The following is a 17818-nucleotide window of genomic DNA, read 5'->3' on the forward strand; positions in this document are numbered from 1 at the left end:
GGACTCATCCCCGCAGGATTGACGGAGTGGTCATGGCACGGCGCAAGAAAATCTACGAAGGCAAGGCGAAGACACTGTATGAAGGTCCCGAACCGGGCACCATCGTGCAGTATTTCAAGGACGACGCCACCGCTTTCAACGCCGAGAAGAAGGATGTGATCGAGGGCAAGGGGGTTCTGAACAACCTTCTGTCCGAATATTTCATGCTCGGCCTGACCAATATCGGCGTGCCGAACCACTTCCTGAAGCGGCTGAACATGCGCGAACAGCTGGTGCGGTCGTGCGAAATCATCCCGCTTGAAGTGATCGTGCGCAACTATGCCGCCGGATCGATGTCGAAGCGCCTTGGCATCGAGGAAGGCACGCAACTGCCGCGCCCGATCATCGAATACTGCTACAAGGACGACAAGCTGGGCGACCCGCTGGTCACCGAGGAACATATCGCCGCCTTCGGCTGGGCCAGCCAGCAGGACATGGACGACATCCTCAGCCTGGCGCTGCGGGTCAACGATTTCCTGGCCGGGGTGATGTATGGCGTCGGCATCAAGCTGATCGATTTCAAGATCGAGATCGGCCGCGTATTCGAGGGCGATTACCAGCGCCTGATCGTCGCCGATGAAATCAGCCCCGACAGCTGCCGCCTGTGGGATATCGAAACCGGCCGCCACCTAGACAAGGACGTGTTCCGCCGCGACCTGGGCAGCCTGACCGATGCCTATACCGAAGTGGCCAAGCGCCTGGGCGTGATGCCCAAAAGCTCGGCCCCGCAGGGCAAACCGACCCTGATCAATTGAAAGGCTGGCCCGTATACAGGGCCTTACGCCATTGACTGACCATTCCCGCCGCCCTTGGCGCGGCAACAGACCGGAGAAGCGCAAATGAAAGCTCGCGTTCACGTCATGCTGAAAAACGGTGTTCTGGACCCGCAGGGCGAGGCTGTGCGCCACGCGCTCGGTTCGCTGGGCTTTGACGGCGTCGAGGGCGTGCGCCAGGGCAAGGTGATCGAACTGGACCTGGCCGAGGGCACCACCGAGGACACGGTGAAGGACATGTGCGAGAAGCTTCTCGCCAACACCGTGATCGAAAGCTACACGATCGACATGGGCTGATTGGCCGGGGCGTTTTGAAACGCCTTCAGCCGCAGTCTTATAAGCATGAAACGGATCGCCGGTGGCGGTCCGTTTTGCGTATGCCCGTCCCATAGCGAAACGCGAAAGGACGGACATGATTTTTCAGGGATTGAGCAGCGACGTGGCGCGGGGGCTGCGGGCTGGCGGGCCGGATGCCAACCGGATGGCGGCCGAACGGGCGCAAAGCGACGGTGCGGGCAACCCCTGCCGCCATTGCCTGAACCACGTGCCCGAGGGCGCCGGGATGCTGATCTGCGCCCATCGGCCATTCCGGGCGCTGCAGCCCTATGCCGAACTGGGGCCGATTTTCCTGTGCGCCGACGACTGCGCGCCCTATCGGGGCAGCGCCCTGCCGCCGGTTCTGACCACGTCGCCGGATTACCTGGTCAAGGGCTACGACGCCCGCGAACGCATCGTCTATGGCACCGGGCAGGTCACGCCGCGGGCCGAAATCGAAACCTATATCGCGCAGTTGCTGGCGCGCGATGACATCGCCTTTGTCGATATCCGCTCGGCGCGCAACAATTGCTGGATGGCCCGGGCCACGCGGGACTGAGTGCCGCGCCGGTTTCTGCGGGCTTGATAAGGGCGGCGCACCATCGTATCAGGCGGACGAACCGCTGCGATGCGCGCGACGCGCCCGCAGCCCGGGCCCCGACCGCCCGGACCCTGAGCCAAGGAGTGCGCCCGATGAAAGCCGCCGTCATCGTTTTCCCCGGATCCAACTGCGACCGTGACCTTGCCGTAGCCTTCGAAAAGGCAGGCGCAGACGTCACCATGGTCTGGCACAAGGATACCGAGCTGCCGCAAGGCATCGACATCGTCGGCATCCCCGGAGGGTTTTCCTTCGGCGATTACCTGCGCTGCGGCGCCATCGCGGCGAATTCGCCGATCTGCCGTTCGGTTGTGGCCCATGCCGAAAAGGGCGGTTATGCCCTGGGCATCTGCAACGGCTTCCAGATCCTGACCGAAACCGGGTTGCTGCCCGGCGCGCTGCGCCGCAACGCCAACCTGAAATACATCTGCCGGCCGGTCGGTCTGCGGGTCGAAACCACCGATACGATCTATACCGGCGGCTATGACAAGGGGCAGGAAATCCTGATTCCGATCGCCCACCATGACGGCAATTACTATGTCGACGACGCCAAGCTGGCCGAACTGAAGGGCGAGGAGCGCATCGCCTTCACCTATCTCGACAACCCGAACGGGTCGGTCGCCGATATCGCAGGCGTGGTCAGCCGCAACCGCCGGGTGCTTGGCATGATGCCGCACCCCGAACGGATGGCCGAACCCGAACATGGCGGCACCGACGGATCGGCAATGTTCCGCAACCTGATGGATATGCTGGCCACGGCGTGACTTGCCCCGGCGGGTGCCAGTGACATATCCTGAGGCATGTCCCGGTTGCGTCGATCCCTGTTATCCATGAAAGGCCCCCGCACGATTTCGTGGCGGGTGCGGCTGGCGCTTGTCGGGCTGATGCTGCTGGCGGTGGGCACGGTGGTGACCACCAACGCGCTGCTGACCGACCGGTTCACCGAAAACACCCGCAACCGGGCCGAGCTGCGGCTGGCGCTTTACAGCGGCAACCTGTTGTCGGAACTGCGCCGCAACGCCATCGTGCCGCAGCTTCTGTCGCGCGACCCGACGCTGATCGGGGCGCTGAATTCGTCCGATTACACCAATTCGACCCAGCGGCTGATTTCCTTTGTCGAGGAAATCGGCGCCGCGTCGCTGATGCTGCTGGATTCCGACGGCCGCGCGGTGGCGGCCACCGACCGCAACCGGCTGGGCAGCCAGCACCGCAACGAGCCCTATTTCATCAACGCGATCCGGGCCAGCGAAACGCTGTTCACCGTGCTGCGGCGGGAATCGGGCGGGTATCTTTTCGCCTATACCAGGCGGATCGAGGATCAGGGTCAGACCCTGGGCGTGATCCTGGTCGAGGTCGATCTGCACAAGTTCGAACGCGCCTGGGCGGGGATTTCCGACGCGGTTCTGGTCACCGACAGCGAAGGCACGATCATCCTGGCCACCGAACCGCGCTGGCGTGGCCAGACCGAGGCGGAGGCGCTGGCCGTCGCGCCGCCGGATACGGCGATCGAACGCGCGATCAAGGTCACCGCGGATTGGACGATGGACCCGGCCGACGCCTATGTCGAAGGCCAGCCGGTGATCCGGATGGAAAGCCGCATCCCGTTCCGCGGCTGGCGCATCGCCAGCTTCACCACCTATGAAAGCGTGCGCGAGAAGGTGAACGGGGTGCTGGCGCTGGAAATCATGGGATTCGCCATTTTCCTGGCGCTGGCCTTCTATGCGCTGAGCCGGAAAACGGCGCTGCGGATGATGCTGTTCCAGCGTGAATCGGCAGAACTCCGCGAATTGAACGCGCGGCTGCAGCGGGAAATCGCCGAACGCGAGAGGGTGCAAAAATCGCTCGACGTGGCCGAACAGACGCTGGCGCAAAGCTCGAAATTGGCGGCGCTTGGCGAAATGTCGGCCGCCGTCAGCCACGAACTGAACCAGCCTCTGGCGGCGATGAAAACCTATCTGGCGGGCGCGCGGCTGCTGCTGCGCCGCAACCGGGGCGAAGAGGCGCTGTCGAGCTTCCAGCGCATCGACGACCTGATCGAACGGATGGGCGCGATCACGAGGCAGCTGAAAAGCTATGCCCGCAAGGGCGGCGACACGTTTTCGCCGGTCGATCTGGGCGAGGCGCTGGCCTCGGCCCTGTCGATGATGGAACCGCAGTTGAAAAGCCGCCAGGTGCGCATCACCCGGGCGATGCCGTCCGACCGGGTGCGGGTGATGGGCGACCGGGTGCGGATCGAACAGGTGATGGTCAACCTGCTGCGCAACGCGCTTGACGCCACCCAGTCGGTCGAGGATCCGGAAATCGAGATCATCCTGGCGGGCGGGGAGACCGCCACCTTGACGGTGCGCGACAACGGTCACGGGATTGAAGATCTCGATGAATTGTTCGAACCTTTCTATACAACCAAGAAACCCGGCGAAGGCGTCGGGCTGGGTCTGGCGATCTCTTCGGGGATCGTCAGCGACCTCGGCGGGCGGCTTCTGGCGCGCAACGCCGAGGGCGGGGGGGCTGTATTTGAAATGCAACTTCCTATCTTAACTGGGGAAAGCGATATCGCAGCAGCGGAATGAGTAGCATGTCGAAAGCAATGAAAATCGCCATCGTCGACGACGAACAGGATATGCGGCAGTCGATCAGCCAGTGGCTGGCCCTGTCGGGGTACGACACCGAAACCTTCGCCAGCGCCGAGGATGCGCTGAAGGGGATCGGGCCGGATTACCCGGGCATCGTGATCACCGATATCAAGATGCCGGGCATGGACGGGATGCGGTTCCTGAAGAAACTGATGGGATCGGACAGCGCGCTGCCGGTGATCATGATCACCGGCCACGGCGACGTGCCGATGGCGGTCGAGGCGATGCGCGTCGGCGCCTTCGATTTCCTCGAAAAGCCGTTCAACCCCGACCGGATGACCGAGTTGGCCAAGAAGGCCACCAACAACCGCCGCCTGACGCTGGACAACCGCGCCTTGCGCCGGGAACTGTCCGACGGCAGCCAGATCATGAAGAAGCTGATCGGCACCTCGCCGGTGATGGAACGGCTGCGCGAAGACATCCTGGACCTGGGCCAGGCCGATGGTCACGTGCTGATCGACGGCGAAACCGGCACCGGCAAGACGCTGGTGGCGCACGCGCTGCACGCGGTGGGGGCCCGTGCGGGCAAGAAATTCGTCCTGCTGTCCTGCGCCGCCTGGGATGAAGACGCGCTGGCCAAGCGCCTGTTCGGCCCGATGCAGCCCGAGGACACGCAATTGCCCGCGGTGGAAGAAGCCCGCGGCGGTACGCTTGTCCTGGAAGATATCGAGGCGCTGTCGGACAGCCTGCAGGCGCGCCTGCTGAGCTTCATCAACGATCAGGGCACGCCCGCGGAAACCCGCATCGTGGCGATCTGCAACATGCAGGAACAGGACCGCACCTGCGAAGACGCGATGCGCTCCGACCTGTTCTATCGCCTGGCCGCCCTGCGCATCACCCTGCCGCCGCTGCGCCAGCGCGGCGAGGACATCCTGACGCTGTTTTCCAACCTGGTGGAACAGTTCGCCGAGGAATATGGCTGCGAGGCGCCGCAAGTGTCGGCGCAGGAAGCCGCGCAACTGCTGCAGGCGCCCTGGCCGGGCAATGTGCGCCAGCTGATCAACCTGGCCGAACGCGCAGTGCTGCAATCGCGCCGGGGCAGCGGCACCATCGCCTCGCTGTTGATGTCGGATCATGAAGACATGCAGCCGGTGATGACCACCGAGGGCAAGCCACTGAAGGAATATGTCGAGGCGTTCGAGCGGATGCTGATCGACAACACGATGCGCCGCCACAAGGGATCGATCGTCAACGTGATGGAAGAGCTCTGCCTGCCGCGCCGGACGCTGAACGAAAAGATGGCCAAGTATGGCCTGCAGCGGTCGGATTATCTGTGATCAAAGCATCCCGCGCGTGCGATCGTCCGCGCGGGACAGCCGGGATGGGCCGGTTTCTTGTCCCGGTCCGCAGCGGCCGGACGTCGTGGATCTGATCGGATTATATTTCCGCAATCCGGGTGTCGGTTCCGTTATTTCCCCATATAATACGCGCTATCCGGGTAATGCTCCGGTGTCGGGGCGCCTGTGACGGGACGGGGCTGATCGGGCCCGGTTCCGTCTCCTTGTGGATAAACTTGCATTTTCCTTATTGTAATTTCGCCCTTGCAGGCTTTATGGTCATAAAACGGCGACAGGCGTGAACCGCCCGCCGCATGAGTTTCGCTGATCCAGCACCCCGAGGATTTCAATTCCCGCCGTCCTGGACAGACCGATTGAGCCCTGACCGATTCAAAACGACAGGGTTATTGAGACCGCCGACCGGTTGCCCAAGGGCGCTGGCGGCCATGAACGGGCGCACCGGGACAGGCCACAAGCCGTCAGATGCGTCGGAGAAGAAACGCGATGAGGCGCGCAAGACCTACGAGTTGCAGTGCAGGGGCTGAGAACAGCCACGCCTGCCGCGCGTCCGCATTCGCCCCTAACAGACATCTGCCGCAACACCCCCGCCCACCGGGTCAGGGGGCTTTGCCGCGATGCAAACGGACACAATGGCAAAGAAAATGCTCATCGACGCCACCCACGCGGAAGAAACCCGCGTCGTGGTGGTTGACGGAAACAAGGTCGAGGAATTCGATTTTGAATCCGAAAACAAGCGCCAGCTCGCTGGCAACATCTATCTTGCAAAGGTAACCCGGGTCGAACCGTCGCTTCAGGCGGCCTTCGTGGACTATGGCGGAAACCGCCATGGCTTCCTTGCCTTCTCGGAAATCCATCCCGACTACTATCAGATTCCGATCGCCGACCGCGAAGCGCTGATGGAAGAGGAACGCGCCTATGCCGAGGCCCAGAAGGCCGAGGAAGAGGAGCAGGAAAAGAAGCCCCGGCGCCGTTCGCGGTCCCGGTCCAAGGCGGCTGCGACCAAGTCGAATGACGCCACCGCGGTGAAGGAGGTCGAAAAGACCGAGGCCGGCAAGGCCGAAATCGCCGGGATGGAAACCATCGATCTTGACGAAGATCAGGTGCCCGAGGGCACTTCGCCGATGGAAACCGTGGCCGAAACCCCGGTCGAGGAACCGGTGGACGAGGCGCAGGAAGCCGCGCCCGAGGCCGCAGAGGCCGAGGCGGGTGAACAGCCCGAGGTGACCGAATCCGCAGCCGAGGCGGTCGAAGAAGCCCCGGCTGAGGCGGAAGAAAAAGCCGCTGAGGACACCGAAGCGGAAACCGCCGAGGCCGCTTCTGAAGAAGAGGCCACTGAAGCTAAGGAAGACAACGGCGAAAACGGCGCCGAGGAAGACACCGAGGACGACGCGCTCGACGCGGCGGCCAAGGATGAAACCATCGAATCCGTTGCCGAGGAAGACGACAGCGAAGACATCCGCCCGCGCCGCAAACCGCGTCCGCGCCGGTACAAGATCCAGGAAGTCATCAAGGTCCGTCAGATCCTGCTGGTGCAGGTCGTCAAGGAAGAACGCGGCAACAAGGGCGCCGCGCTGACCACCTACCTGTCGCTGGCCGGGCGCTACTGCGTGCTGATGCCCAACACCGCCCGTGGCGGCGGCATCTCGCGCAAGATCACCAACGCCCCCGACCGCAAGAAGCTGAAGGAAATCGCCGCCGAACTGGACGTGCCGCAGGGCGCGGGCCTGATCATCCGCACCGCGGGCGCCAAGCGCACCAAGTCGGAGATCAAGCGCGATTACGAATATCTGCAACGGCTGTGGGAACAGATCCGCGAGCTGACGCTGAAATCCATCGCGCCGGCCAAGATCTATGAAGAAGGCGACCTGATCAAACGCTCGATCCGCGACCTCTACAGCCGCGACATCGACGAGGTTCTGGTCGAGGGCGACCGCGGCTACCGCATCGCCAAGGACTTCATGAAAATGATCATGCCGTCCCACGCCAAGAACGTGAAGCAATATGCCGACCCGATGCCGCTGTTCGCGCGCTATCAGGTGGAAAGCTACCTGTCTTCGATGTTCAACCCGGTGGTTCAGCTGCGCTCGGGCGGTTACATCGTCATCGGCGTGACCGAAGCTCTGGTTGCGATCGACGTGAACTCGGGCCGGGCCACCAAGGAAGGCTCGATCGAGGAAACCGCGCTCAAGACCAACCTGGAAGCGGCCGAGGAAGTCGCCCGCCAGCTGCGCCTGCGCGACCTGGCCGGTCTGATCGTGATCGACTTCATCGACATGGACGAACGCCGCAACAACAACGCGGTGGAAAAGCGGATGAAGGATTCTCTGAAATCCGACCGCGCCCGCATCCAGGTCGGCCGGATTTCCGGCTTCGGCCTGATGGAGATGAGCCGCCAGCGCCTGCGCCCCGGCATGATCGAGGCGACGACCCAGCCTTGCCCGCATTGCCACGGCACCGGTCTGATCCGCTCGGACGACAACCTCGCGCTGTCGATCCTGCGCCAGATCGAGGAAGAAGGCGTGCGCCGCCGGTCGCGCGAAGTTCTGGTGAAATGCCCGATCAGCGTGGCCAATTACATCATGAACCAGAAGCGCGAACACGTCGCCCAGATCGAGGCCCGTTACGGCCTGTCGGTCCGGGTCGAAGGCGATCCGCATCTGATCAGCCCCGATTTCTCGCTCGAGAAGTTCAAGACCGCGACCCGCGTCGTGGCCGAACCGGAAACCCCGGTGGTGTCGGTCGACACCTCGCTGATGGACAATATCGACGAGGAAGCCGAGGCCGAACTGGAGATCGAAGAAACCGAGACCGGCGAGGACGAGAAGAAGCCCAAGAAGCGCCGCCGTCGTCGGCGTCGTCGCAAGCCGAATGGCGAGAACGGCGACAATGGCGATAAGGCCGAACAGGGCGAGGCAGAAGAAGACGACGAGGCCGAGGCACAGCCCGCCGAGGAGACCGCCGAAGCCGAGGCAGAGGTGAAAGCCGAACCCGCCGAAGCCGAAGAACCGGCCGAGGAAGAGAAGCCCAAGCGCAGCCGCAGCCGGTCGCGCCGCAAGAAGACCGACGAGACCGAGGTAGAGGCCGAAGAGCCCGCCGAGGAAACCGCCGAGGCCGAAGCGGCCCCGCAGGCCGAAGAAGCGCCCGCCGAGGCCGCGGAACAGCCCGCCGCCGAGGAAGCGCCTGAGGCCGAGGAACCCGTCGCCGAAGCGGTCGAGGAAGCCCCGGCGGAAGCTGCGGAAGAACCCGCCGCGACCGAGGAGCCGCAAGGCGAAGCCGCAGCGGAGACGACGGCAGAACCCGAAGCGGCGCCGGAGCCCGAGAAGGCACCGGAACCGGTGGGCGCGGAACCCGCCGCCGAGGCCGAGGAGGAAGCGGCCAAGCCGAAGAAACGCGGTTGGTGGTCGCTGGGCTGATCCGCCCGGGATACGTAAAACGGACAAACGCCGCGCTGAAAACAGCGCGGCGTTTTCCTTTTGGACCGGGGCAGGGCGAAACATTTCAATCACTCCACGCGGTTGTGACAAACCGTCAGGTGACGCCGCCAATTCAATTGCCTATGTGTTGAGCCATGTTCGGAATCGAAATCATAGACGCGGGATTGTTGCCCGCACTCTTCGTGGCGCTGACGGCAGGAATCATTTCCTTCCTCAGCCCCTGCGTGTTGCCCATCGTGCCGCCCTACCTGGCCTATATGAGCGGGGTTTCCTTGAGCGAATTGACCGAGGGCGGTGCCAGCCGATCCAAGGCCTTGCTGCCAGCGGTGTTCTTCGTGCTGGGCCTGTCGACGGTGTTCCTGTTCCTGGGCTTCACCGCCTCGGCCATCGGGGCGCTGTTTCTCAGCTACCAGGACTGGTTCAACACCATCGCCGGCATCCTGGTTATGATCTTCGGCGCGCATTTCATCGGCATCTACCGGATCGGTTTCCTCGACCGAGAGGCGCGGATCGATGCGGGGGATCGCGGCGGGTCGTCCTTCGGCGCCTATGTGCTGGGCTTGGCCTTCGCCTTCGGCTGGACGCCCTGCATCGGGCCGCAGCTGGGCGCGATCCTGTCGCTGGCGGCCTCCGAGGCCTCGGTGGCGCGCGGCACGGTGCTGCTGGCGGTTTACGCCATCGGTCTGGGTTTGCCCTTCCTGCTGGTCGCGGCCTTCCTGCCGCGGCTGACCGGGGTGATGGGCTGGATGAAGCGGCATATGGAACAGATCGAACGGATCATGGGCCTGCTGCTGTGGACCATCGGGCTTTTGATGCTGACGGGCGGTTTCTCGGCCTTTTCCTACTGGCTGCTGGAACACTTCCCGGCGCTGGCGCTGCTTGGATAAAACCCTGTTCCTGCCTCAAATCTGCGCTAATCTGCACCGTAGATGACAGGCATGAGCAGTACAGCAGCGACATATGTGAAACGGCGCCGGGTATTTTACATTCCCGGCTACGACCCGATTCATCCGCGCCGCTATCGCGAGCTGTACCGCAAGGAATCCACCGAGCAGGCAAAGATTTCCGGCTATGAGATCGGGCTGAAGCCGAAAACCACCAAGGGCCCCTATGGCTGGCACGTCGCCGCGCAAATGGACGGGCAGGCGGTGGAAAGCGATATCGAGGTGCTCTACTGGGCCGATATCGTGCGCGACAGCATGGAGCAGGGGATCGTGTCCACCTATCTGCAGCTTCTGCGCACCGCCTGGGCCTATATCGGGTCCGGCGCGCTGTGGCGTCTGATGCGGCTGCGCAAGGGGCCGGTGATCGCGGCGCTTTACCCGGTACTGTTCCTGCTGGCGCAGCTCGGCCTGGCTTTGCTGCTGGCCTGGGGGACGGGTCAGGCGCTGGCGCTGATCCACCCTTGGGCGGCCTGGGCCGGGCTGGCGGTGGTGCCTTTCGTGCTGAACTGGTTTCGCAAGAAGGACGGCAAGTTCTTCGCCTATTACCTGATGCACGATTACGCCTATTCGGCGCGCTCCAAGGGCGCCAACCCGCCCGAGCTTGAGGCGCGGATGGCCGAATTCACCGACATCATCGCCGAGGCGCTGCAGGGCGACGCGGACGAGGTTCTGGTCGTCGGCCATAGCTCGGGCGCGCATCTGGCGGTGTCGATCCTGTCTGACCTGATCCGGCAGGGCAGGGTGCCCAGCAATGGCCCGGCGCTGAATTTCCTTTCGCTCGGGCAGGTGGTGCCGATGGTGTCCTTCCTGCCCAAGGCGGACCGCCTGCGCACCGACCTGCGATTCCTGTCGGAACGGGACGAGCTGTTCTGGCTCGACGTCACCGCTCCGGGCGACGGCTGCGCCTTCGCGCTTTGCGATCCGGTGCATGTGTCGGGCGTGGCGACGGACAAATCGCGCTGGCCGCTGGTCATTTCGGCGGCCTTCACCCAGACGCTCAGCCCCGAGCGCTGGAAAGAACTGCGCTGGCGCTTCTTCCGGCTGCATTTCCAGTATCTCTGCGCCTTCGACAGGCCGAATGATTACGACTATTTCCGGATCACCGTCGGGCCGCTGACCCTGTCGGAGCGTTTCAAAGGCCGTCAGTCGTCGAAATCGCGGATCGAAGCGCCGGTCAACAAGTTCCGATCCGTGACGCCATGACGCCGCCGAAGCCTCCTTCGCGCCCCGACCGGGTGTCGCTGCTGCGCTACCTGCGCCTGTTCCGGCAGGACATCCTGTCGGCGCAGCCCGCGCGGCTTTACCGCGCCTGGATGGCCGAATTCCGTACGCCGTTTTTCCGCTCCTACATGTGCAACGATCCCAGGCTGGTCGACCTGGTGCTGAAGGAACGGCCCGACGACTTCCCCAAATCCGACCGGGTGGGCGAGGGGCTGCGGCCGCTTCTGGGCAATTCCGTCTTCGTCACCAATGGCGACACCTGGAAGCGGCAGCGCCGCATCATCGACCCGGCCTTCGAGGGCGGCCGCCTGCGCGACACCTTCCCGGCGATGTGGGATGCGGGGCTGGCAGCGGTGGCGCGGCTCGACCCGCTGGTCACTGGCGCGCCGGTGGAGATCGAAGCCGAAACCAGCCACGCGGCGGCGGACGTGATATTCCGTACCCTGTTTTCGATCCCCATCGAACACGAGGTCGCAGGCCAGGTGTTTCGCGAATTCCGCGATCATCAGCGCAGCCAGCCGGTGCTGAACCTGGGCGCCTTCCTGCCGCTGCCGCGCTGGATGCCGCGGTTTCACCGCCGCAGGACCAAGGCGACGGCAAAGGTGATCCGGGCGCTGATCACCCAGCTGACGGCAGAGCGGATGCGGGAGATCGAGGCGGGGACTGCGCCGGACGACCTGGCGAGCAAGATCATGACCACCGCCGACCCGGTGACCGGCGATCGCTTCGATACCGAAGAAATGGTCGATCAGGTTGCGATCTTCTTCCTCGCGGGCCATGAAACCAGCGCCTCGGCGCTGGCCTGGTCGCTATACCTGCTGGCGACCCATCCCGATTGGCAGGACCGCGTCGCACAGGAGGCGCTAACCGCGATCGACCCGGACAAGCCCGATTTCGCCACCCTGTCGAAGCTGCGCACCACCCGCGACGTGTTCCGCGAGGCGCTCAGGCTCTACCCGCCGGTGCCGATGATGGTGCGCGAAACCACCTGTCCGGAACATTTCCGCGACCGCGACGTGCCCAGGGGCAGCCAGATCGTGCTGAGCCCCTGGCACCTGCACCGGCACGAACGGCTGTGGGAAAACCCCGACGGTTTCGACCCGGGCCGGTTTGGCACCGAGAACGGCAGAGAGTGCTTGCGCAACGCCTATATCCCGTTTTCCGCCGGGCAACGGGTCTGCACCGGGGCGGGGTTCGCGATGGCCGAGGGGGTGATCCTGCTGGCGATGCTCGCGCGCGCCTACCGGTTCGAAGCGGTGGCGGAGCGCCCACCGATGCCGGTGGCGCATCTGACCGTGCGCGGGCGCGACGGGATCTGGCTGAAACTGACCCGGCGCTAGGGGCCTTCACCTGTCGCGGTAATAGCGCAGCACGAACAGCCGGATTTCCGACGCCAACCCGCTGTCGAGGTCGCGCGCCGCATCGATTTCGGCCGCCAAGGCATTGATCGGCTTGCCTTGTTCGGCGGCGATGTGGCGGAAGGCCTGCCAGAATTCATCCTCCAGCGATACGCTGGTGCGATGGCCGCGCAGGGTCAGCGAGCGTTTGACCGGGGCGCTCATTCGCGTTTCTTGCCTTCCAGATCGCGGGCGGCCTTGTCGGCACGGGCTTTCTCCAGCGACTTCTCGGCCTTGGTGCGGCCGAATTTCACCGCGTTCTCGTCGGCGCGGGCGCGTTTTTCGGCGCGCGCCTTCTGCTTGCGGAACTGGTTGAGGTTGACCGGTGTGCTCATGCCCTGACTATGAAACGCGAGGCCGCAAAAGAAAAGGGCGGCCGCGACGGGCCGCCCTTCGAAACGTATCGGAACAGATCAGTCCTTCGGGCCGATCATGTCTTCCGGGCGCACGATGCGGTCGAAGGTTTCCTCGTCGACGAAGCCGAGCGCGATCGCCTCTTCCTTCAGCGTGGTGCCGTTCTTGTGCGCGGTCTTGGCGACCTTGGTGGCGTTGTCGTAGCCGATGGTCGGCGCCAGCGCCGTCACCAGCATCAGCGATTCCTTCATCAGCTTTTCGATCCGCGCCTCGTTGGCCTTGGTGCCCACCACCATGTTGTCGGTGAAGGCCGAGGCCGAGTCGCCCAGCAGCTGCATCGATTGCAGCACGTTGTAGGACATCATCGGGTTATAGACGTTGAGTTCGAAATGCCCCTGCGACCCGGCGAAACCCACCGCCGCGTCATTGCCCATCACATGGGCGCAGACCATGGTCAGCGCCTCGGCCTGGGTCGGGTTCACCTTGCCCGGCATGATCGAGCTTCCGGGTTCGTTTTCCGGCAGGATCAGTTCGCCCAGGCCCGAACGCGGGCCCGATCCCAGCAGGCGCATGTCGTTGGCGATCTTGAACAGCGACGCGGCCACGGTCTTCAAAGCGCCCGAGAACATCACCATCGCGTCATGCGCCGCCAGCGCCTCGAACTTGTTGGGCGCGGTAACGAAGGGCAGGCCGGTGATATCGGCCATGTTGGCGGCGACCATTTCGGCCCAGCCCTTTTTCGTGTTCAGACCGGTGCCCACGGCGGTGCCGCCCTGCGCCAGCTCATAGATTGCGGGCAGGCACATCACCACGCGGCCGATGCCCATGCGGACCTGGTGCGCATAGCCGGAAAATTCCTGGCCCAGGGTCAGCGGCGTCGCGTCCTGGGTGTGGGTGCGGCCGATCTTGATGATGTCCTTGAACTCTTCCGACTTGGCTTCCAGCGCCGCAGCCAGCTTGTTCAGCCCCGGCAGCAGCACGTCGCGCGCCTGCATGGCGATGCCCACATGCATCGCGGTGGGGAAAGTGTCGTTGGACGATTGCCCCATGTTGCAGTGATCGTTGGGGTGGACCGGGGTCTTAGACCCCATTTCGCCGCCCATCATCTCGATGGCGCGGTTGGAAATCACCTCGTTGGCGTTCATGTTCGACTGGGTGCCCGATCCGGTCTGCCAGACCACCAGCGGGAAGTTGTCGTCGAACTTGCCGTCGATCACCTCGCCGGCGGCGGCGATGATCGCCTCGGCGATTTCCGGCTTCAGGTTGCCCAGTTCCAGGTTGGCCTGGGCGCAGGCCTTCTTGACCACGCCAAGCGCGCGGATGATCGGCACCGGCTGGCGTTCCCAGCCGATCGGGAAATTCATGATAGACCGCTGGGTCTGAGCGCCCCAATACTTGTCTGCGGGGACCTCCAGCGGGCCAAAGCTGTCGGTTTCGGTGCGGGTATGAGCCATCGTGACCTCTCCGGTAAATCGTGTCAGGAGTTGTCATAACGCATGGCGCGCAAACTGCAACACTGCATACCGTTGGATACCGCTAACGGGCGCCGCATCCGCCTCCGGCGGGAGTATTTGCGCCAAGCAGAAGCCGGGAAGCCCTTCGCGTTTCATCTTGGTAAAAATACCTCGGGGGTTTGGGGGCTGGCCCCCAATTCCCCGCTCAAGATCAGTGATGTCTGAACTTAATGCCCGGCCCGGTAGAAGGAAAACACCCGTGCGGGCGGCAAGTTGGCCCAGACGGTGGCGCGTTTTTCCGCCCGCAGCCCCAGTTCGGCCTGCATGTCGGACGAAATCGGCGCGTTGGAGCTATAGGTGATCTGGGTGAAGAACCCGTCCTTGGCCATCACCCGGAAGGCCCGGCCGACCACGTCGCGCTGGATCTGCGGCCGCGCCAGTACCGGCACGCCGGAAATCACCGCGCCGATATCGCGCAGGCCGATCTTTTCGATTTCCTGCGCCGGGCGGTTCAGAACCGTCACGCCGGGGAATTTTTCCCGCAGGGTTTCGCAGAAGCGCGGGTTCATTTCCATCAGGGTCAGACGTTCCGGCGCGACGCCGCGCTCCAGGATCGCCTTGGTGAAGCTGCCGGTGCCCGGGCCGATTTCCACGATCGGGCCCTTCACCTGTTCCAACCCGTCGGTCATCCGCCGCGCAACCGCGGCCGAGGAGGGCGCGATGGCCACCACCTCGGTCGGTCGGCGCATCATTTCCCCGATGAAAATGGCGAAGTCGCTTGCCATAGTCCTGTTCCCTTCGTCGTCGTATGGTCGGGGAAAAACTGGCAGCACCATGTAACCGTTGGATTACGGTTTCATGTCGTCATGAAAACTTCATGTCGCGGGGCAGGCCGCCGTCACTTGCGGAAACTGTCGAGGCTGACGACTTCGGCGTCGTGGCTTTCGCCGGTCTCGCTCGAGCCGCCTTCGTCCTCGGGCGGCTGCGGTTCGTCGTCGCCGTCCTCGGTGCTCTCGAAGCGCAGGCCGAATTCGACCGAGGGGTCGACGAAGGTCTTGATCGCGTCGAAGGGCACATAAAGGTGTTCCGGCTGATCGCCGAAATTCAGCGTGACGTGGAACCCGTCCTCTTCGACGCTGAGGTTGTCATACCAGTGCTGCATCACCACGGTCATTTCCTGCGGATAGCGGTCGCGCAGCCAATCGGCCAGCTCCGCCGCCGGGTGGGTGGTGTCGAAGGTGATGAAGAAATGATGCGCCCCCGGCAAGCCGTTATCGGCGACATCCTGAAGCACCTGCTGGATCAGGCCCCGCATGGCCTGATGCATGAGATTGCCATAATCGATACTGCGCGACATGAGTTAACCCTTCGTGATCGTGATCCGAGCATAGGCCATTCAGGACAAAACGAAAGGGGGGGCGGAAAAATTCTGTTCTGTCTCGGCGCAGGGGCAGCGTCACGGCCGCAAGGGCGCGGCAAGGGCGATGCAAACGACTGACAAAGAAGGGGGAAATGCAGGTTTCTGTTGCCAGGTACCTGCGAACCCCGCCTTACGCTGCTAGGCGCAAGGACTTAAGTTTCGGTTACTCCGACTGCTTACGCAGCCATTGCGACCGGAGCACGATTGTCGTTTGCAATTGTACTGTTTTCGCCGGTAACGGTGGCAGACAGCCGAGACAAAGCTAACCCCTTTAGACGTTCGTCGATCCTGTTTCGGCCCCATGATCCCCAAACGAAGGATTTTTGGTGGAGCCGCCGGGTACCGCCCCCGGGTCCGATCCGCTTATTACGAGCGCGTTTATGTCCATAGTCCCCGAGGGGACAGGAGATATATAGGGGTGATAAGCGGGGCTGAAAAGGGGGTGCCGCGAAATCTGGCACAGATTTCGCGGCACCTTCCAGATCGGAAAACGCGGGGCCTCAGCCGTTGCGGGCGCTGCGGGCGACGATCACCTGCTGGCCGAGCTGCAGGGTATAGGTTTCCAGCGCGCTCAGCGCCTCGGTGACGGCATCGGCGTCGTGCCGCTCCAAAGCGTCGGTAATTTCGATGTGCAGCCGCAGGATGTTTTCGCGCGACCGCGCGGTGAAGGTGATCATGTTCATCAGCGGCAGCATCCCCTCGACCGCGCCGGCCAGTTGATAGGACAGCACCGGATTGCCCGCCGCGTCGACCAGCGCCCGGTGGAAGGCCACGTCGGAATCGCAAAACGCCTCGTCCGACAGGTCGGGCTGCTGCTGGCGGGCGATCTCGGCGCGCATCCGGGCCAGGTGATCGGGGCCGCGCCGCTCGGCCGCCAACGGTGCGCAGGCCCGTTCCATCGCGAAACGCGCCTCGCAGGCGACGTCGAAACTTACCTCGTTCATCGACAGAAGCAGCGTCGAGGTGGTGATCTGCTGGCCATAGGCGTCTTCGAACCGCAGCCGGTTCACGAAGGCACCGCCGGTCGCGCCCCGCTGGGTGCGGATCAGCGATTGCGCCGCCAGCCGCTTCAGCGCCTCGCGCACGGTGGAGCGGGAGACGTTGAACTGGTTGGCGAGTTCGGCCTCCGACGGCAGCCGTTCGTCCACGATCAGCCGCCCCGCGACGATGGCATCGCGGATTTCCCCGGCAATGCGGGCGGACAGGTCGGCGGCGTTCTCGCTGGATTTTTTCATTTGTCTGACATTTGGGCTTGCCGGAGGAGGATGTATTTGTCAGACATTTAGCAGGCGAGGCGGGAATCTGGCAAGGGCAGGCGGTGGAATTGCCGCGTGATACCGGCGCAAAACCTGTGCTAGCGTGGTCGCGACACGAGAGGTTTGAACGAGGTCTGACAGATGATCGAACCCGGCTATTGCCTGACCATGGCGCGCTACAACGCCTGGCAGAACGGATTGATGAAAACGGCGCTGCAGGAACTGGACGAGGACGCGCTGCGCGCCGACCGGGGCGCGTTTTTCGGATCGATCATGAATACGGCGAATCATATCTTGTGGGGCGATACCTTGTGGATGGGGCGCTTCGACAAGGGGCCGGGGCCCGAGCTTGGCGCCGATGCGAGCATCGCGATGACGCCCAACCTGCCGGCTTGGACCGGCGAAAGGTTCCGCATGGACGGGCGCATCCTGCGATGGGCGGAACAGGTCGGCGCGCTGGAGCTGAAGGGCGATCTGAGCTGGGAGTCGGTGGCGTCGAAAACGGCGTTTCGCAAGCCCCTGGCGCTTTGCGCAATGCATATGTTCAACCACCAGACCCATCACCGTGGCCAGATCCACGCGATGGTGACGGCGGCGGGCGGCGAGGGTTGGCGGACCGATCTGCCCTACCTGCCCGAAGAAGGCCCCTGGCTCTGACCACAGGGCCGATGAATTTCGACAG

At 63.7% G+C, this 17818-nt stretch carries 17 protein-coding genes and 1 other RNA gene; 11 read left to right on the forward strand and 7 right to left on the reverse strand.

The features are described 5' to 3' along the window. The first annotated feature begins 32 nt into the window (after nucleotides 1–32). The 10 genes from purC to GR167_RS00610 all read left to right on the forward strand — a co-directional run bounded on the left by purC (nucleotide 33) and on the right by GR167_RS00610 (nucleotide 12595). Entirely contained in the window at nucleotides 33–794 is a 762-nt protein-coding gene (purC, locus tag GR167_RS00565) for a phosphoribosylaminoimidazolesuccinocarboxamide synthase (protein WP_160971497.1), read from the forward strand. 84 nt (nucleotides 795–878) lie between these two features. Then, nucleotides 879–1109, forward strand: coding sequence for a phosphoribosylformylglycinamidine synthase subunit PurS (gene purS, locus GR167_RS00570; RefSeq protein WP_160971498.1), 231 nt, complete (start codon nucleotides 879–881; stop codon nucleotides 1107–1109). 115 nt (nucleotides 1110–1224) lie between these two features. Then, entirely contained in the window at nucleotides 1225–1686 is a 462-nt protein-coding gene (locus GR167_RS00575) for a DUF1203 domain-containing protein (protein ID WP_160971499.1), read from the forward strand. A 134-nt stretch (nucleotides 1687–1820) separates the two neighbouring features. Next, nucleotides 1821–2489 carry a phosphoribosylformylglycinamidine synthase subunit PurQ gene (gene purQ, locus GR167_RS00580; protein ID WP_160971500.1) on the forward strand — a complete coding sequence of 223 codons (669 nt, stop codon included), beginning with the start codon at nucleotides 1821–1823 and terminating at the stop codon, nucleotides 2487–2489. A gap of 66 nt (nucleotides 2490–2555) precedes the next feature. Further along, on the forward strand, nucleotides 2556–4295 hold the full coding sequence (locus GR167_RS00585) for a sensor histidine kinase (RefSeq protein WP_370741204.1): 1740 nt from the start codon (nucleotides 2556–2558) through the stop codon (nucleotides 4293–4295). 5 nt (nucleotides 4296–4300) lie between these two features. Continuing rightward, nucleotides 4301–5635 (forward strand): sigma-54-dependent transcriptional regulator, encoded by a 1335-nt coding sequence (locus GR167_RS00590; protein ID WP_160971502.1) that lies wholly within the window; start codon nucleotides 4301–4303, stop codon nucleotides 5633–5635. A 650-nt stretch (nucleotides 5636–6285) separates the two neighbouring features. After that, on the forward strand, nucleotides 6286–9069 hold the full coding sequence (locus GR167_RS00595; RefSeq protein ID WP_160971503.1) for an Rne/Rng family ribonuclease: 2784 nt from the start codon (nucleotides 6286–6288) through the stop codon (nucleotides 9067–9069). Nucleotides 9070–9224: 155 nt separating this feature from the next. After that, entirely contained in the window at nucleotides 9225–9977 is a 753-nt protein-coding gene (locus tag GR167_RS00600) for a cytochrome c biogenesis CcdA family protein (protein WP_160971504.1), read from the forward strand. A gap of 51 nt (nucleotides 9978–10028) precedes the next feature. Next, a complete protein-coding gene (locus tag GR167_RS00605) occupies nucleotides 10029–11237 on the forward strand; it encodes a hypothetical protein (RefSeq protein ID WP_160971505.1) in 1209 nt (402 codons plus the stop codon). Continuing rightward, nucleotides 11234–12595 (forward strand): cytochrome P450, encoded by a 1362-nt coding sequence (locus GR167_RS00610; protein WP_160971506.1) that lies wholly within the window; start codon nucleotides 11234–11236, stop codon nucleotides 12593–12595. Before GR167_RS00605 ends, GR167_RS00610 begins: the two co-directional genes overlap by 4 nt. A 6-nt stretch (nucleotides 12596–12601) precedes the next feature. Here GR167_RS00610 and GR167_RS00615 read toward each other — a convergent pair whose 3' ends face one another. From GR167_RS00615 to GR167_RS00645, 7 genes are all read right to left on the reverse strand, one after another. Further along, nucleotides 12602–12817: a ribbon-helix-helix domain-containing protein gene (locus tag GR167_RS00615; RefSeq protein ID WP_160971507.1), complete on the reverse strand. Its 216-nt coding sequence runs from the start codon at nucleotides 12815–12817 to the stop codon at nucleotides 12602–12604. Further along, a complete protein-coding gene (locus tag GR167_RS00620; RefSeq protein WP_160971508.1) occupies nucleotides 12814–12987 on the reverse strand; it encodes a DUF4169 family protein in 174 nt (57 codons plus the stop codon). The genes GR167_RS00615 and GR167_RS00620 overlap by 4 nt, the downstream gene beginning before the upstream one ends. 78 nt (nucleotides 12988–13065) lie before the next feature. Continuing rightward, nucleotides 13066–14460 carry a class II fumarate hydratase gene (gene fumC, locus GR167_RS00625; RefSeq protein WP_160971509.1) on the reverse strand — a complete coding sequence of 465 codons (1395 nt, stop codon included), beginning with the start codon at nucleotides 14458–14460 and terminating at the stop codon, nucleotides 13066–13068. A gap of 227 nt (nucleotides 14461–14687) precedes the next feature. Further along, entirely contained in the window at nucleotides 14688–15245 is a 558-nt protein-coding gene (locus GR167_RS00630) for a class I SAM-dependent methyltransferase (RefSeq protein WP_160971510.1), read from the reverse strand. A gap of 113 nt (nucleotides 15246–15358) precedes the next feature. Then, entirely contained in the window at nucleotides 15359–15817 is a 459-nt protein-coding gene (locus GR167_RS00635; protein ID WP_160971511.1) for an SspB family protein, read from the reverse strand. A 154-nt stretch (nucleotides 15818–15971) separates the two neighbouring features. Continuing rightward, nucleotides 15972–16322: a transfer-messenger RNA gene (gene ssrA, locus GR167_RS00640) on the reverse strand. A gap of 58 nt (nucleotides 16323–16380) precedes the next feature. Next, a complete protein-coding gene (locus GR167_RS00645) occupies nucleotides 16381–17115 on the reverse strand; it encodes a FadR/GntR family transcriptional regulator (protein ID WP_160971512.1) in 735 nt (244 codons plus the stop codon). A 162-nt stretch (nucleotides 17116–17277) separates the two neighbouring features. Here GR167_RS00645 and GR167_RS00650 point away from each other — a divergent pair, with 162 nt between their 5' ends. Next, a complete protein-coding gene (locus GR167_RS00650) occupies nucleotides 17278–17793 on the forward strand; it encodes a DinB family protein (RefSeq protein WP_160971513.1) in 516 nt (171 codons plus the stop codon). The last annotated feature ends 25 nt before the right edge of the window (nucleotides 17794–17818 follow it).

It is taken from the genome of Thalassovita mangrovi, assembly GCF_009857745.1.
GTDB lineage: Bacteria > Pseudomonadota > Alphaproteobacteria > Rhodobacterales > Rhodobacteraceae > Thalassobius > Thalassobius mangrovi.

Excerpts from the sequence above, each read along its gene's own strand:
- purC (WP_160971497.1), top strand. The coding sequence starts at position 33 with ATGGCACGGCGCAAGAAAATCTACGAAGGCAAGGCGAAGACACTGTAT.
- purS (WP_160971498.1), top strand. The coding sequence starts at position 879 with ATGAAAGCTCGCGTTCACGTCATGCTGAAAAACGGTGTTCTGGACCCG.
- GR167_RS00575 (WP_160971499.1), top strand. The coding sequence starts at position 1,225 with ATGATTTTTCAGGGATTGAGCAGCGACGTGGCGCGGGGGCTGCGGGCT.
- purQ (WP_160971500.1), top strand. The coding sequence starts at position 1,821 with ATGAAAGCCGCCGTCATCGTTTTCCCCGGATCCAACTGCGACCGTGAC.
- GR167_RS00585 (WP_370741204.1), top strand. The coding sequence starts at position 2,556 with ATGAAAGGCCCCCGCACGATTTCGTGGCGGGTGCGGCTGGCGCTTGTC.
- GR167_RS00590 (WP_160971502.1), top strand. The coding sequence starts at position 4,301 with ATGTCGAAAGCAATGAAAATCGCCATCGTCGACGACGAACAGGATATG.
- GR167_RS00595 (WP_160971503.1), top strand. The coding sequence starts at position 6,286 with ATGGCAAAGAAAATGCTCATCGACGCCACCCACGCGGAAGAAACCCGC.
- GR167_RS00600 (WP_160971504.1), top strand. The coding sequence starts at position 9,225 with ATGTTCGGAATCGAAATCATAGACGCGGGATTGTTGCCCGCACTCTTC.
- GR167_RS00605 (WP_160971505.1), top strand. The coding sequence starts at position 10,029 with ATGAGCAGTACAGCAGCGACATATGTGAAACGGCGCCGGGTATTTTAC.
- GR167_RS00610 (WP_160971506.1), top strand. The coding sequence starts at position 11,234 with ATGACGCCGCCGAAGCCTCCTTCGCGCCCCGACCGGGTGTCGCTGCTG.
- GR167_RS00615 (WP_160971507.1), bottom strand. The coding sequence starts at position 12,817 with ATGAGCGCCCCGGTCAAACGCTCGCTGACCCTGCGCGGCCATCGCACC.
- GR167_RS00620 (WP_160971508.1), bottom strand. The coding sequence starts at position 12,987 with ATGAGCACACCGGTCAACCTCAACCAGTTCCGCAAGCAGAAGGCGCGC.
- fumC (WP_160971509.1), bottom strand. The coding sequence starts at position 14,460 with ATGGCTCATACCCGCACCGAAACCGACAGCTTTGGCCCGCTGGAGGTC.
- GR167_RS00630 (WP_160971510.1), bottom strand. The coding sequence starts at position 15,245 with ATGGCAAGCGACTTCGCCATTTTCATCGGGGAAATGATGCGCCGACCG.
- GR167_RS00635 (WP_160971511.1), bottom strand. The coding sequence starts at position 15,817 with ATGTCGCGCAGTATCGATTATGGCAATCTCATGCATCAGGCCATGCGG.
- GR167_RS00645 (WP_160971512.1), bottom strand. The coding sequence starts at position 17,115 with ATGAAAAAATCCAGCGAGAACGCCGCCGACCTGTCCGCCCGCATTGCC.
- GR167_RS00650 (WP_160971513.1), top strand. The coding sequence starts at position 17,278 with ATGATCGAACCCGGCTATTGCCTGACCATGGCGCGCTACAACGCCTGG.